Below are 15,438 nucleotides of genomic sequence, written 5' to 3' on the forward strand. Positions count from 1 at the left end.
CTTAATAGTTAGGTATAACTTTAACATCATCATTAGTTATAATGACTTCTTTTATTAAAAGTTTTATTATATTTCTTTTTTCTTCAAAAGTAGCTTCTTTCCATATTAATTCAAAGTTATCTAAAATGCTTAATATTTCTTGAACTTTAACTTGTTTATTATAAATAATGGACCTTGAGTTATTATATTCACTTATTGTTTTTAGTAGATTTTTTTTATTGTTATGAAGTTCTTCTAAACGTTTAGATAGCTCATTTGCTGGTATGTTGTCATATTGGTAGAGGTCCATAAGCTTAGATATTTGCTTATCAATATTATCTATTTGCTCGCTTAATATATCTATATCAAGCTTTATACTATCTTCTTTTAATCTTGAAGTATATTTATCCTTCATTATATCTTTATCTAGTTTAGTATTTATTATATGATTTATAACCTCATGATCTACTTTTTTCATAGGTATATGTTTGCCTGGACAATTTGGATCTTTTATCATATGCTTAGGCGTTTTTGCAGCTGAGTAGCAATAATAGTAATATGTCTTTTCCCCATCTTCACATCTGGTAATCCATGTACCTTTTAATCTAGCACCACAATAGCCACATCTTATCATTCCAGTTAAAAGGTATTTAGAACGTGGATACTTCTTATTACTTCTTTTTTCCATTAGTTCTTGAGTTTTATTGAATAAATCTTCATCAATAATAGGCTCGTGCACGCCTTGATATAGCTCTCCTTTATATTCAATAAATCCCCTGTATATATGATTATTCAATATCCTTACTATAGCATTTGTTTGCCAAAGAACACCATTTTTTTTCTTAAATCCTTTTTTATCCATGATAGTAGCTATAGCGTGGTATCCATGACCTTTATTATATAGTCTAAATATCTCTTTTACATGTATAGCCTCATATTCATCAATTACTAATTCATCTGTTTCAGGAAGATATTTATAACCATGTGGAACATATCCACCACCACGAAATAATCCTTCCTTAGCTCTTTTTTCTTTACCTAGTTTAGTTCTTTCTTTTATAGTTTCTCTTTCAAGCTGCGCGAATACTGATAATATACCAATCATAGCTTTTCCGAAAGGAGTTGTAGTATCAAATGATTCTGATAAAGAAACAAAATCAACCTCAGCAGGAAGAAACTTTTCTTCTATAAGGAATAAAGTATCTTTCTGAGATCGAGAAAGCCTGTCCAATTTATATACTAATACAATATCTATGTCATCAAGCTCATTTAAAAGCTTTTGTAACCCTGGTCTATCTGTATTAGCTCCAGTCCAACCAGCATCAACGTATATGTCAAATATGTTCCAAGACTTAGCTTTACAATAGCTAATAAGTTTTTCTTTTTGTGCATCTATAGAAAAGTTTTGAGCTTGCTCTTGTGAAGATACTCGAATGTATATAGCAGCTTTCTTCATTAATAATCGCCCTTTCTAGGTATATATTAAGAGAGGTATAAAAACATCTTCTAATGAAATCTTATATTGTATATCAAAAGCTTTAAATGTATCTACTAACAGATATATTTACTTGTACATGTAATTGTAAAATATTATAATCATATACACGAACTTGCGTTCTTGTTTGCTAGTTATAATACATAAAGGGGATGAATAAATGAAAATAATTTATGTTAGTTTGGGAGGTAGATTATATATTATTAAGTCTAAAGATAAAATATACATAAATAATAACTTGAATAGGTGCCATTATTACTTCCATAGTTGCGCCTTATATTAGGAGCAAAACCACAGTAGAACAACAGAAAAATATTGGGTTTTGGATTGGAGTATCGGTAAACGCTGCAAATTCTTAAAAGTCTAGTATGAGTGGAAAGAAAAAACAGTATGTAATTGAAATGTGTGCTAGACTGCCCCGAAGCTTGACCCTCTCCAGCACAAACTACAATGCTACGTTGGCTGAAGTCCAACACTACTACAGTTATAACCCCTTCTTAGTACACAATATATCTTGTGTACTAAGATAATGAATTTTTTTCATTATTTTTATTTAAACTTGGAATTATCATAATTATATGGAATGCTTGTGCCTATTACCACATCTTCAATTTTTTCGATGATTAGCCAGTCATCCATATTACTTTGGCGATCAAAATCTAAAGGAGGAATTGTCTTAACATCCTTAAACTCAACTAAGCATAGACATTTTTTATGCCATCTTTTTTTTTGCTTACTAGATAGATTAAGCATACTTTGATTATCTTCAAGTATTTTTACAATTTCATCTTCTGTTAATTTAACATAGTTTTGAACACTTACTACTGTTGCTGTAGCAGAAATCTTTCCTGTTCCTTTTTTCATAAAATACAATATTTCACCTTCAAAAACCCTGCTATGAGGAATTTTTCTTCCCGCTGCACCTCTTACAATCATAGTTTTGGTACCATCAATGATTTTCTCCAAAACCTTTTCTTTATCATCACAATATACTAAATGTACCATTCTTTAATTGCTCCTTTCGTTTTATGTTAATAATTTTTATTTTTTCTAATACTATTGCAGCATTAATTCTTTTTCCAAACCATTAAAATCAGTACTCTCTTCTAATAGGATTTCAGCTAACTAGTGGATACCGAACGATAGTTGTTATTTATTCCATATTAATGGTATTTGCGAACCAAGGCTTGTGAACATTCATTCATGACTACATCAATTACATATTATATCACAATTTAGCAAAATGTGGACAAAACTAAATTATTCTTTAATGTTTGAAGTCACAAGTTAGTTTATTTATGTAATAAATTTCTATTATTTTACTAAATAGTAAGCATGCCCAATAATAAATAAGAGAAGATATTATTATTTATGTTCAAGAAATTATGTCAAAGAATGGACTAGGGAATTATGAGAATGAATAAATGAAAAAGCAAATACAAGGGATTGTGATTGGTATTTTAATTATGCTATTTTTAACGAATGTGGCATCTGCTAGAGGTATAGAAAAAACTATAGAAGTTGTTTTCAACCAGGTGAATCTAGAAGTCAATGGCGAAAAAGTAAATGAAGACGATATTTTATACAATGGAACAACTTATGTACCTTTAAGATTTGTAAGTGAAAACCTGGGTTATAAAGTAGAATGGAGTCAGGAGACTAAAACGGTTTTAGTTTACTGTAATCGAAAATTATCCGAAGAGGGAGACAACACTTTACTTTCAGCTAAGGGAGATAATTACAGTAATTCAGAAGATTATTCTATATTAAAAGATGAAAGAACAACTATAAAATCAGACTTAATGTATAGTATAGATGAAAAATATGGAATTGATTTTGATGCTGAAAATGCTCATAAGTTCTTTTTGAAGTCTCAAACAGGAAGAGCTAGACATGAGTTATCTGTTGCCAAAAACCAAGTTTTAAAAATTGAATATTATATGTTAAATGATGGTGGAAATCTCCGTTTTTTAGAGATATATGATGATAATTATAATCTTATGAAAACTTTAGATTCAAATTCAAAGGGAACAATTGAAATTCAATTTCATAAATCAACTAAAGCTCATATAGATATAGTTGGTGAAAACACTCACTGTTATGTTGATGTAAAATGGAGTGTTGAATAATTAGCTTGTTCGTTAATGTAGAGTAAGGTAAAACTTACTCTGTTTTTTTACCCTTTACACCGAACAAATGTTCCTATACAATATAAGTATGAATATATTGGTAAGGCGATTCCATGAAAGTAGTTGACAAAAAAATCGATATGGTTGTATGGTTTAAACCAGATGAGGAACTTATACCTATCAAATTTCGTTTAACAGAAGATAAAGAACAATTAGTTATTGAAGTTAATAAAGTAATTGTGAAAGACGAAGAAAAGATTGCAGGAAGAACAATACATACTTTTAGATGTCAAAGCATAATAAATGGAGTAGAGAAGGTATATGAGATAAGATTTATTACTAATGACTTGAGATGGATATTATTCAAGATATAAGGGGGCATAATATGTTCACACAAAAGGAAGTACAAATACTTAAGACTATAATAGAACTAATAGATAAAAAGGGGTGTAGTCCAACAGTAAGAGAAATAGGACGAGAGGTTAACCTAAGTTCTCCAACTCCAGTTCATAGTTATTTAGATAAACTAGAAAGCAAAGGGTACATCAGTAGAGCTGCATCTAGTCCAAAAGCTTTAACTGCAAATAAAAAGGTAATGAAATTAACGAAATTATTAGAGTAGGATTTTTCCTATTCCTTGTATATTGAGAATGAACCAGATCTAAAGCACTACCACCTTATGGAGCTTTGCTTCTGGGGAAGCGTCTTAAGATTGCACCTCGTGTGCCCTTGCATAAATACATTGTTAATGTGAGTTTCTCGCCAGTGTCCCCTTGTTTACTAACTATTTTATACTCTGATTTCTAGAAGTTGTATTTAAATATCTCATCAACGTGTATTGAAATACTTTCTTTATTGCCCCTTTTCATAATTTCATTCAGTATATTCAAATCATTTGATCTTAATTTAAAAACTCCATAGTAAGGTTGATCTACGTAAATATCGCCATTTTCTTCGTAGATTGACCTCAAACTATAACCTTCCAACATTTCGAAAGCAACCATACTGAATTTTGCTTTATCAGGAAGGTCAGAAACACTATCTTTATCTGTCCTCTCTGAATTCTTCAATATTTCTAATATATTACATATATCTGATTGTTCAGAAATAGTAATCTTTTCAACACCTTGTTCGTTAACAACATTAATAAATATAACACTACTTAATTGCTCTGCCTCAGGCACTGCTAGGCGGCTTTCACTTAACATAGAGATCAAACCTATAGCAGCAATAATACCAATTGTTATGGCAAACAACCATTTTATTTTTCTATTCATACCGCTACTCCTTCTGAAACATAAATTATTCTTACTTAATAATTTCTTGCACTGCAATCAATAGTTTTTAATCCCTCATCAATCAATTAAGCTAATCGAGGATTTCCACTACATATTATATTACAATTTAGCAAAATATGGATAAAATTAAATTGTTCGTTAGTAGAGCTGTGCCTAGTTAACCAAGAGTTTTAAATGCAAATAAAAAGGTAATGAATTTAACGAATTTATTAGGGTAGGATTTTTCCTAATGCACCTTTACGCAAATATTATGTTAGATGATGTTACTGTCATCTTAGAAGTAATGGATAAATCCTTTTCCTAATCTTTATGATTTATTTGTAAATTTAAAAACTTTACTGAAACCATAATGTGGGATATCTTTGTCTTCTTCAGTAAATTGATTATTTGTATAATGAGACAAGGTTTTTCTCCAAAATTTTATGGTTTTCAAATTACTATCGGTAGGTGTTGTAAACAGCATCCAGTTTCCTAAATACTTATTAAATATAGTTGTAACAGCATATTTACCAACGCCTTTGCCCCTAAACGGTCTCATTATAAACATTTCGCTTATCATAAAATCACTGTCATCAACTAGATAAGGTGGAGTTGCTACTAAAACAAACCCTGCAGGAAGCCCATCAACAGTAATTAAATATGGAAAAAGAATGTTCTTCTTATTCCACCATATGTCAAATATAGGTATTTGCTCTTCTAGTGTTTTTATACTATCATCCTCTTCGAAAACCCCATACTTATTAGGATAAACATTTCGTATTTCTCCTAAATCATACAAGTATAGGGGGTATATATTATTAATTATAAACTTATTATCATAATCGCATAATTGTATTGATATATTAGTCATTATTATCCTTCCTTTTTTCATATTTTGATGAAAATAAACTTCTAAAATAATTTTTCTTCAATCTATTTTTCTATCTTTATAGTACTTTCACCTAACGGTCTGAGGCTTAGTGATGTCGAACTTTTGCGAAACAATGACTTTCCGATGTCTACTGAGGCTCTGTTATAGGAAGTGATGAATCTTTTCACCTCTATAATCCTTCGAATAATATTAAAAATACATCTTAAATAAAACTATAGATTATGCTCATAATCTTATTCAGCAGAATACGTCTGATTAACAGTCCTTACATTTTTAGTTAAAATATCCATCAACAATTCATGTTTCTTTCGTTCAAAATTCAAGCATCCAATTTGAGTGTTTGACATATTAAAGTATTTTACTTTAATACTATCGGCAATCTCAATATCTGCTCTACTGATTTCACTCCATAAATACAGTTCTTTTCCACGGAAAAGCTTAATGATTCCTTTAGAAGATATACCTTGTTTCATCCACAAAGTAATTAAAGTTAAAACAGCTAACACTCCCAATAAATAGTGACTACATCCTTTTTCAAAAAAATATGTGATCATTGCCAACATCAAAACCCCGACTAATATCATACAAATTTCTATCTTGCTTTTTTTTGTGAAAATTATTAGGTTTTTAATGTATACTAATTGTTTGATAAAAACGGAAGTCACCAAAACCAAAACTATATAAGTACTCATGCTTTTTTCACTTCCTTTGTTAAATATAAATTATTCTTACTTCACATTATTCTACAAATACGTCATAAACAGCTTTTCGAATATATTATTTATCTTTTTAACATCTCTTTTTTTCAAACAAGACCTTAAAAACAACCCTATATTATAATTTCCTATAACGGTCATGCTGTGTAAGAAGACAGATCTATCACACATATAACCCTATATATAAACTTAAAAATTAGTTATATCTAAATTCGGATTCTTCTCTATTGCATTTTTCTTTATTTCATCAACTTTTTTATAATATCCTTCTTCAGATATAATGACCTTTTTAATAAGAAGTTCTAATATAGTGTTGAAATATAGACTATAAAAATATAGGTGGGATTGTCTATCTATAATACTCAATATCTGAAAAATGTGACAATAAAATATCATAGTACAATTGATTTTTTAAATGTCTTTCACCATATATATACTTCCAGAATCTTCATTAAATATTTTGTATCCTAAACATTTATATAATGAAAAAGTAGGTTTATTAAATTTAAAAACATTAAGTCCTATTCTATTAAATCCCTTTTCTTTCACTTCCTCTTCAACCAAAAGTAAGGTCTGTTTTCCATAACCTTTTTTACGAAATTTCTCAAATATCAAGAAATCATAAATAAACGCTTCACTTTCAGTATACTTTACATACCAAATTAGCCCCACATCGTCATTTTCACTATTTACAACTACATAAATAAAATTATCTTTTGTGTACTTTCCTTGTGGAAGAATTTCATTAAATCCTTTTTTGGCACTCTCAAATGCCTCTTCTTCGCTGCATCGACCTGACTTTATTAAATCTTGTGAATAATCTGAAATACTCCATTCAGCAAACCTATCAAATTCATCATCACTCATTTCTTTAAATCTAATATTAAAATCTCCCATTTTATTTCCCCTATAATATTTATTAATTATATTTACTCTCCTCTTATACGAAACGCTATACGACATTGGTGTCGTAAATAGCTGAATGCATTACATATTATATCATAAATTACTAAGATATGGACAAACCTACTTTGACTTGTACTTTTTTATTTCAAATAAACTGTTTGGCTTTTTAGATATTTATTTAATTTTGAGATGTAGTAAAAAAATATGTCGAAACTTGCGGATATTTTTGGCAGGTATTTCAGTAGTAAGATAGAAAATTGTATTTATATTTAATAAATTCAGATGAAGTATGTAATTATATAGCTATATAAAAATACTACCGATACTTTATATCGTATAGTCTGCTTCTTTTGATAGTATTCATAACGTGTCAATGTCGAGAACCCAATAGTTAGCAGTCAGTGTAATATCGAGGCAGTACTTTGAGATCATTTATTGAGGAGGACATATGAAAGTGCATATTTATGATGATAAAAGTTTTAAAGCTATGATTAGGGAGTTCATGGATAGGATTAAAGAAATATTGGATAACAACCTACTGTCGGTAATTATATCTGGGTCAGTAGCTTTAGAGGATTATATCTATAGCAAGGGTGATATAGATTTTTTCGTAGTAACTAAACATGATTTATCTGTCGACGATTATGAAAAAATAATTAAGTTACATGAGAGACTAAGAGCAGGGGAACTTGGACTACTTGGAACCCTATTGGAAGGAGTATATTGTCCATTACCAATGATGCAGGAACCAAGATATTATACAGGATTAGGATGCTATATAGGCACTAGAAGAAAGGGCTGGAAGCAAATTTCAAAATCTGCTATGTCCAATATAGATTATCTTACTATAAGTCAATATGGTAAGACAGTTTATGGCGAAGATATTACTAAGAAAATCTTCAAACCTTCTTATGATGAATTAAGAGAAACGATAATAGCAGAAATAAAAAACAATCTAAAGCATTCAGAGGAAATTAATGATATTTATTTTTCATTACATTTGCTATATTTTGCAACAAGAAGTCTATATACATTTTTTAATTATGATATCATATCCAAAGGTAAATCATGCGATTGGTTTATTCAAAAATATCCAGATTCACAATGGGTACCATTTATTAAATACACTTCTCAATATAGATATCCGCTTGATAAAATTGAAAAAGAGCAGATTGATGGAAATTACATAATAAAAAATGCGCCATTACTTTTAGAACATATATATTCAATAATCAAAGACAGCGATAGTACCTAACATAGGGTAGATTACACTGACTTATGACACGCTTGTTGTTCGATTGATTTTTAACATTCTTTTTATGCGAAGAATTATGGGGGAAAAGAATAGTGGTAGAAAAGAATGTTCATCCTCATTTATTTAGGCACAGCAGAACTATGTGTCTGTTACAAGGCGGAGCTAAACTAGAGGACCAATTAGTCTTGGCCCTCATTTTCTTCTTGTTCTTTCTTATCTATTATCCTCAGTATTATGTCGAGAACAATATCATAAATATCCATATTAAATTATATTCTTAAGAAATAATATTATTACATGTTGAAACATATTACGACTACTTGATTAGTTGGTATAGTCCATCTTTGAGTGAGATATCTTATTCCTGCTGAGAGTTCTCCGTCTGGGCCTCCAAACTGCTCTAATATCATAGCTGCTAGTGTTGGGTTACAAGAGTCTACTCTAACAGGATATTGAAGTCTTTTTTCATAAATCCACATAACTTAACCTCCTTTGAAATGAATTATAAGCCTCTAAAATCTATATCCCAAGGCCAAGGCTCTTCGATATACTGCCATGGGAATTTACTCATGTCGTTAGCTCTTAATGGGCCATATTGTGCTGAATACATGCGTTCAAGATCTCTATATTTTTGGCTATAAGTGTTATGAAGTCTTAATGCACGCTCGTCTGTAGGGTGAGTATCGAGATAAAGGTTAGTTTCAATCAATACAAACCCTATTTCCATTAGCTGCTTAAGCAATATCAATTGATTTTTATGCATATTTACACCTCCTAAAATATCTATTTATAACGCTTTTCTTGCTTATAAGGCATATATAGCTCAGGAAATAACGTTCCTTTTCTTAATGCCTCTTCAGGACTAAAAACTGTTTCCATAATTTGAAAAGGAACATATGCATGAGCTAGCCTAGTATATGGCTCCATAGGTGGTGGACAAACAACATATTTGTCTTTATTCTTCATAGATAAACCTCCCTTAAAAATATTCTTGTGCACTATTATATTACGTTTGTATTTAGCCAAGTGTGATACACTAATAGCGTTTTACAGACAATAAAAAAAGATGAGACATTCAATCTCATCTTCTATTTGTATCTATATAAAGTAATAGTAAGTGCATTTCCATTAAAGTGTACCTCTGCTTTATCGACCATAATTCCAACTAAGCAAAGCTCAGTATCAGTATCACATTCTCCTGTAAGCTCCCAATAGTATTCTTCAACCTCTGGCTGTCTAGGAGTAGCAAGTAATTGACTAAGCTGCTGAACTCTTCTATCAGTACAATCTAGATTATCAGCTTCTATATGAATTTTATACTGCGTCTCCTGATTTTCGATTGAGATATTCATTTTGTCCGTTCCATGTAGAAAAGCAAAGGTAATTATCTCATCTAATATTTTAGATATCTTTTTAACGTCATGCTTCAATTTTAATCCTCCTTCTTAATAGCGTCTATTACTGGTACCAATAAAGTAGCAACTATGCCTGCAGAAAAACCATTATTGTAAAGATTTATTCCGCCGTGTAATACTCCTACATTCATAACAACAGATAGATGTAGAAATCCAGCAAGCAGTCCACTGATTGTTCCGTATTCTCCTGCAATAGGGGCAAGACTAGTACCGAATAGCGCTGCTATAATTACTGTTGTGGAATTAGTATCCCATATTTTTAATAGACCTGCAATAAAAACCCCTGCCATGATTGGTAAACAGTTTTTTGGATGTTTACCAAAGGATGAAAACCCTACTATTGTTAGTAATCCTCCGATTATTGGTCCATTGATAGTTCCATTTGATATTATAACATAAGTCATACCTATAAGTCCCATAATTCCCATATTAATTAAAGATAAACCAAATCCCACTAAATGCGTGAAATCAGTTACTAATCTTCCGCTATACCATAATATGTTTGAATAACCCTTAAAGCTCATACCATTTATATAATATCCTAATACAATCAGTACAATAAAAAATGATGCGAGGAATATTTTAAGAAGTATATCATGCTCAGTAGATAGTATTATTCTAGGGCTATAAACAAATCCATAGCTTTTTAAAAATGACATAGCTATAGTACCTATAAAACCTGCAGCAAATCCTACGTTGTATAGATTATATCCTTCATGAGCTTTTAAAACATGAGCAGAAATAGGAGGGAGAATAAAACCTGCTAATATACCTGCTAAAATAGCAAAGGTCATTCCTATAGAGAACGGAAGATTTAGACCATAAGCAATCTCATTTACCAAAGGAGATAGAGCAGTTCCGAACATGGAAATGATAACTACATTTTTAAAGCTCTTTTTTTGATATTTAGCATATAAAAATCCACCAAGGTAAATTGGCCATACATTAAAAATGTTTTTTCCAAAAAAAGAAAACCCAGCTATGATAAATATAGCAGATACAGATACACCACTAATTCTTATTTTATATTTCCAAAGAATTAAAATATTTAATAATGTTAGAATAGCTGAATTAACTAAAGCAGCTCCTAAACCACCAACTTTTATATAGTCAGTAATAAGAATATCGGGATGAACAATTATGTCATATAATCCTCTAAATATGCTGTTTACATCGCTCACAAACAAAGACATGACAAGGCATGATACTGGGAAAATCATTAATATTAATATTTTCTTATTTTCAGATAACTGATTCAAACACATTCCTCCAATCGATCTAGTATAGTAAATTATAATTATGCATTAGAAAAATATTACGAAAAAAATTATTTTAGTTGAATTCATTTTTAAACTCGATGTATAGAGGCATCAGTTGTAATTATGCCCATATTTAGATAAAGTAATATCGAAGAATAAACAATCAAAATTTTAGAATAAGGTAAGGTTAATGTGATTGTTTACATAAAAGGATAATTATTAAATGAAAGGAATAATTAATGAATGTAAGGAATTTTTTTCATTTTATCATAAATCAAGAAAAAAATTAAGAAAAATTTTAATGAAAAAATTGACAATTGAATCCATATATCGTAATATTATAATATAAAGATAAAGTAAAAAGAGGTGAGTAATATAAATCAGCATATGAACATTAATGAAGATTTGACAAAAAAGGCTGAAGTAATAAAAGCTATTTCACATCCTGTAAGACTATGTATAGTTAGAGGACTTTTGGAAAGTGGAGGGCGAAATGTTACAGAAATGCAAAATTGTTTAGATACACCACAGTCTACAATATCTCAACATTTAACTAGATTAAAGGCTGCTGGAATAGTTGAGGGAGTAAGAAATGGTACAGAAATAAATTATTATTTAGTTAATGAAGATGTGAAGAAAATAATTAAGGCATTATTCTAGTTTTTAATGTCTTGATTCGTTTTATTTTTAACAAATATATTTAAATATTAAAATATAATAATATATTAATGTTAATAGGAGGTTAGTAAAATGGCAAATAAGATTTTAATAATTGGTGGGGTTGCAGGAGGTGCAAGTACTGCTGCAAGACTGAGAAGAGTAGACGAAAGCTCAGAGATAATTATGTTTGAAAAAGGAGATTATATATCATTTGCAAACTGTGGTCTCCCATACTATATTGGAGAGACTATAGAAGAAAGAGATGCGCTACTTCTTCAGACTCCAGAAGCTATGAAAGCACGTTTTAATATTGATGTTAGGGTTAAAAATGAGGTTTTAAAGATTGACAAAGATAAAAAAGAAGTAGAAGTAAAGGATCATGGCACTGGAAACATATATACAGAATCATATGACTACCTAGTTCTTTCACCTGGTTCAAATCCTTTGACTCCACCAATACCTGGAATTGATTCTCCAAATATATTTACACTATGGAATATTCCAGATACCGACAAAATAAAAGATTATGTAGATAATAAAAAGCCAAAGAGAGCAGCTGTTATTGGTGGCGGATTCATCGGTATAGAAATGGCAGAAAATCTACATGATAGAGGATTAGATGTATCAATAGTTGAAATGGCAGACCAAGTTATGGCTCCAATAGATTTTGAAATGGCTCAAATGGTACATCAACATTTGAAGTCAAAAGGTGTACACCTTCATTTAAAGGATGGAGTAAAAGGTTTCGAATACAAAAACGGTGTAACTACAGTTACATTGCAAAGTGGAGAGACAATAGATGCAGACATTGTACTTTTGTCTATAGGAGTAAGACCACAGAGCAAGCTAGCAAAGGATGCTGGACTTGAGATAAATCAAAGAGGTGGAATAATAGTAGATGATACTATGAAGACATCTGATGATAGTATTTATGCATTAGGTGATGCTATTGAGGTAACTGATTTTATGAATAATTTAAAAACTATGATACCTCTAGCTGGTCCAGCAAACAAGCAAGGAAGAATTGTTGCAAACATTTTAGCTGGTAGAAAGGAAATATACAAGGGTACTCAAGGAACTTCTATAGCTAAGGTATTTGATTTAACTGTTGCTTCTACTGGTCACAATGAAAAAATATTGAAAAGAAATAATTTGGAATATGGAAAAGACTATAAAGTATCTATAATTCATTCAAAATCTCACGCCGGATACTATCCAGGTGCTATACCGATGGCAATTAAGCTTATATTCACTTCTGAAGGAAAAATATTAGGAGCACAAATTGTCGGATATGATGGAGTTGATAAGAGGATAGATGTTATTGCAACTGTAATTAGATTTGGCGGAACTGTATATGACCTTAAAGAGTTAGAGCTAGCTTATGCTCCGCCGTTTTCATCTGCAAAGGATCCAGTAAATATGGCAGGATTTACAGCAGAAAATATTCTTAATGGTGATATGGATGTAATCCATTGGCATGAGATGGATAAACTTGATAAAGATAATACTATAATAGTCGATGTTAGGGAGCCAATTGAGAGAGAGATGGGATATATCGAAGGCTCTGTAAATATTCCAGTAAATCAATTAAGAAACAGAATGTCTGAATTGGACAAAAATAAGCTTATAGTTATTTACTGTGCTGTAGGTTTAAGAGGATATATAGCTGCAAGAATCTTAATGCAAAATGGATTTACTAATGTAAAAAATCTTAGCGGCGGATATACCACATATAGCTGTGTATTCTGTCAAGATGATAGTGACGCTTCTAAATGCGGCGGAGTAACCTGTGATCCTAACACAAATTTTACAGATTCAGGAGAAACAGAAGAAGTAGATGAGATAGTTAAGGACGGTGAAACAATTAAATTAAATGCTTGTGGATTATCTTGTCCTGGACCTATAACACAGGTTTATGAAAGAATGAAAATGCTAAATGATGGAGACATACTAGAGGTAACTGCAACGGACCCTGGTTTTATGAATGACATTAAAACTTGGTGTGTTAGAACAGGAAACACTTTATTAAAAACAGAAAAAAGAGAAAAATCGTTTGCTGCTTTTATAAAGAAAGGGACACAAAAAAAAACTCTAGATAACAGTGCGGTAATTGCTCAAGGTAAGGACGACAAATCCATGGTAGTATTCAGTGGTGATCTTGACAAAGCAATAGCATCATTTATTATAGCTAATGGTGCAGCTGCTATGGGTAGAAAGGTAACTATGTTCTTTACATTCTGGGGACTTAATATATTGAGAAAGCCAGAAAAAGTAGATGTTAAAAAAGGTTTTATGGATAAAATGTTTGGCATGATGATGCCTAGAGGTAGCAAAAAGCTTGGTCTATCTAAAATGAATATGGGTGGCATGGGAGCTAAGATGATAAGGAAAGTAATGAATGACAAAAACATATCATCATTAGAGGATCTTATACAGCAGGCAATAAAATCAGGTATTAGAATAGTTGCTTGTACTATGTCAATGGACGTTATGGGAATAACAAAAGAAGAATTAATCGATGGAATAGAGTATGGTGGAGTAGCTGCTTATCTTGGAGCAGCAGAAGAGTCAGATGTGAATCTATTTATTTAGCAGATTATTTTTTAGATAACCAGTATTGAAATAAATACTGGTTATCTATTTTGTTTATTCAAAAAAGTACTGGGTAATAGTATAATGTTATTAAAGTATCAAATAAAATCAAGGGGGTATCTATAATGAATGATATGACAGCATCAAACTTAAGATCAGCTTTTGGTGGCGAAAGTCAAGCACATATGAGATATAAGGTATGGGGAGAAAAAGCTCAACAAGATGGTTTCCCAACAGTAGCAACACTTTTTAGAGCTATCTCTTTTGCGGAAGAAATACATGCGAAATCTCACTTTAGAGTAATGAAAGATGTAAGTGGAGATTTTCTTGTAGCTTCAGGAGCAGGCTTTGGTATAGGTACTACTTCAGAAAACCTGCAAGCAGCAGCAAATGGAGAAAACTTTGAAGTTCATCAAATGTATCCAGCTTACATAGCTGTAGCAGAGTTACAGGAAGAAAAAAGAGCAGTTGGCTCGATGAAGCTTGCTTTAGAAGCAGAAAAGCTACATGAAGCTTTATACTTAAAAGCTAAAGAGTATGTTGATGATGGAAAAGATGTAGACTTTACAAATATACATGTATGTGAAGTGTGTGGATATGTTGGTCATGGTGAAATGGTTGACAAATGTCCTATCTGTGGTGTTAGCAAGGACAGATTTAAAACATTTTAACTAGTACTTTTAAAGGCATCCTATTTATATAGGGTGCCTTTTTTCAGAATTGTATTGATATTTTTACTTATTTCATGGTAGAATATAGGTATTAAAATTAGTCCAGCTAAGAAATGTCAATAGTTAAATCTAAAAATATTTGATATTTCTTCAAGTTAAAAAAGGGTAACATCAATAAGCCTTTTGAGAGTA

General features: G+C 30.8%; 18 protein-coding genes. 7 read left to right on the forward strand and 11 right to left on the reverse strand.

What is annotated here, in order from left to right; genetic code table 11:
* Position 1 precedes the first annotated feature (1 nt).
* Both HNR33_RS18770 and HNR33_RS18775 read right to left on the reverse strand, forming a co-directional pair.
* Positions 2-1,435 (reverse strand): recombinase family protein, encoded by a 1,434-nt coding sequence (locus HNR33_RS18770; RefSeq protein ID WP_429086448.1) that lies wholly within the window; start codon positions 1,433-1,435, stop codon positions 2-4.
* A gap of 588 nt (positions 1,436-2,023) precedes the next feature.
* Positions 2,024-2,479: a hypothetical protein gene (locus HNR33_RS18775; protein ID WP_429086450.1), complete on the reverse strand. Its 456-nt coding sequence runs from the start codon at positions 2,477-2,479 to the stop codon at positions 2,024-2,026.
* A gap of 419 nt (positions 2,480-2,898) precedes the next feature.
* Between HNR33_RS18775 and HNR33_RS18780 the strand changes: the two genes are divergently transcribed.
* From HNR33_RS18780 to HNR33_RS18790, 3 genes are all read left to right on the forward strand, one after another.
* Positions 2,899-3,603 (forward strand): copper amine oxidase N-terminal domain-containing protein, encoded by a 705-nt coding sequence (locus tag HNR33_RS18780; RefSeq protein WP_429086452.1) that lies wholly within the window; start codon positions 2,899-2,901, stop codon positions 3,601-3,603.
* 113 nt (positions 3,604-3,716) lie between these two features.
* Positions 3,717-3,977, forward strand: a complete 261-nt coding sequence (locus tag HNR33_RS18785; RefSeq protein WP_429086455.1) for a hypothetical protein — start codon at positions 3,717-3,719, stop codon at positions 3,975-3,977.
* An 11-nt stretch (positions 3,978-3,988) separates the two neighbouring features.
* On the forward strand, positions 3,989-4,225 hold the full coding sequence (locus HNR33_RS18790) for a LexA family protein (RefSeq protein WP_429086458.1): 237 nt from the start codon (positions 3,989-3,991) through the stop codon (positions 4,223-4,225).
* A 181-nt stretch (positions 4,226-4,406) separates the two neighbouring features.
* Here the strand turns inward: HNR33_RS18790 and HNR33_RS18795 are convergent, their stop codons facing one another.
* The 4 genes from HNR33_RS18795 to HNR33_RS18810 all read right to left on the reverse strand — a co-directional run bounded on the left by HNR33_RS18795 (position 4,407) and on the right by HNR33_RS18810 (position 7,385).
* Complete coding sequence (locus tag HNR33_RS18795; RefSeq protein ID WP_429086460.1) at positions 4,407-4,880, reverse strand: DUF5301 domain-containing protein; 474 nt, start codon at positions 4,878-4,880, stop codon at positions 4,407-4,409.
* 328 nt (positions 4,881-5,208) lie between these two features.
* Positions 5,209-5,751, reverse strand: a complete 543-nt coding sequence (locus HNR33_RS18800) for a GNAT family N-acetyltransferase (RefSeq protein ID WP_429086463.1) — start codon at positions 5,749-5,751, stop codon at positions 5,209-5,211.
* Between the two features lie 254 nt (positions 5,752-6,005).
* The gene (locus HNR33_RS18805; RefSeq protein ID WP_488167845.1) at positions 6,006-6,464 is read right to left on the reverse strand and encodes a hypothetical protein; all 459 of its coding nucleotides are present in this window, start codon (positions 6,462-6,464) and stop codon (positions 6,006-6,008) included.
* Between the two features lie 435 nt (positions 6,465-6,899).
* Positions 6,900-7,385 (reverse strand): GNAT family N-acetyltransferase, encoded by a 486-nt coding sequence (locus HNR33_RS18810; RefSeq protein ID WP_429086469.1) that lies wholly within the window; start codon positions 7,383-7,385, stop codon positions 6,900-6,902.
* A gap of 457 nt (positions 7,386-7,842) precedes the next feature.
* On the opposite strand from HNR33_RS18810, the gene HNR33_RS18815 reads away from it, so the two are divergent.
* The gene (locus HNR33_RS18815; RefSeq protein WP_429086471.1) at positions 7,843-8,649 is read left to right on the forward strand and encodes a nucleotidyltransferase domain-containing protein; all 807 of its coding nucleotides are present in this window, start codon (positions 7,843-7,845) and stop codon (positions 8,647-8,649) included.
* 293 nt (positions 8,650-8,942) lie between these two features.
* Here HNR33_RS18815 and HNR33_RS18820 read toward each other — a convergent pair whose 3' ends face one another.
* The 5 genes from HNR33_RS18820 to HNR33_RS18840 all read right to left on the reverse strand — a co-directional run bounded on the left by HNR33_RS18820 (position 8,943) and on the right by HNR33_RS18840 (position 11,323).
* A complete protein-coding gene (locus HNR33_RS18820) occupies positions 8,943-9,128 on the reverse strand; it encodes a manganese catalase family protein (RefSeq protein WP_429086474.1) in 186 nt (61 codons plus the stop codon).
* A 23-nt stretch (positions 9,129-9,151) separates the two neighbouring features.
* On the reverse strand, positions 9,152-9,412 hold the full coding sequence (locus HNR33_RS18825; RefSeq protein WP_429086477.1) for a spore coat protein CotJB: 261 nt from the start codon (positions 9,410-9,412) through the stop codon (positions 9,152-9,154).
* A 20-nt stretch (positions 9,413-9,432) separates the two neighbouring features.
* Positions 9,433-9,615 (reverse strand): spore coat associated protein CotJA, encoded by a 183-nt coding sequence (locus HNR33_RS18830; RefSeq protein WP_429086480.1) that lies wholly within the window; start codon positions 9,613-9,615, stop codon positions 9,433-9,435.
* 122 nt (positions 9,616-9,737) lie between these two features.
* Positions 9,738-10,079 (reverse strand): hypothetical protein, encoded by a 342-nt coding sequence (locus HNR33_RS18835; protein WP_429086483.1) that lies wholly within the window; start codon positions 10,077-10,079, stop codon positions 9,738-9,740.
* 2 nt (positions 10,080-10,081) lie between these two features.
* Positions 10,082-11,323: a DUF1576 domain-containing protein gene (locus tag HNR33_RS18840; protein WP_429086485.1), complete on the reverse strand. Its 1,242-nt coding sequence runs from the start codon at positions 11,321-11,323 to the stop codon at positions 10,082-10,084.
* Positions 11,324-11,689: 366 nt separating this feature from the next.
* Between HNR33_RS18840 and HNR33_RS18845 the strand changes: the two genes are divergently transcribed.
* From HNR33_RS18845 to HNR33_RS18855, 3 genes are all read left to right on the forward strand, one after another.
* Complete coding sequence (locus HNR33_RS18845; RefSeq protein ID WP_429086488.1) at positions 11,690-11,983, forward strand: ArsR/SmtB family transcription factor; 294 nt, start codon at positions 11,690-11,692, stop codon at positions 11,981-11,983.
* Positions 11,984-12,073: 90 nt separating this feature from the next.
* Positions 12,074-14,575, forward strand: coding sequence for a DsrE/DsrF/DrsH-like family protein (locus HNR33_RS18850; RefSeq protein WP_429086491.1), 2,502 nt, complete (start codon positions 12,074-12,076; stop codon positions 14,573-14,575).
* A 125-nt stretch (positions 14,576-14,700) separates the two neighbouring features.
* Complete coding sequence (locus tag HNR33_RS18855) at positions 14,701-15,246, forward strand: rubrerythrin family protein (RefSeq protein WP_429086494.1); 546 nt, start codon at positions 14,701-14,703, stop codon at positions 15,244-15,246.
* The last annotated feature ends 192 nt before the right edge of the window (positions 15,247-15,438 follow it).

It is taken from the genome of Brassicibacter mesophilus (genome assembly GCF_050433385.1).
Lineage (GTDB): Bacteria > Bacillota > Clostridia > Tissierellales > Proteiniboraceae > Brassicibacter > Brassicibacter mesophilus.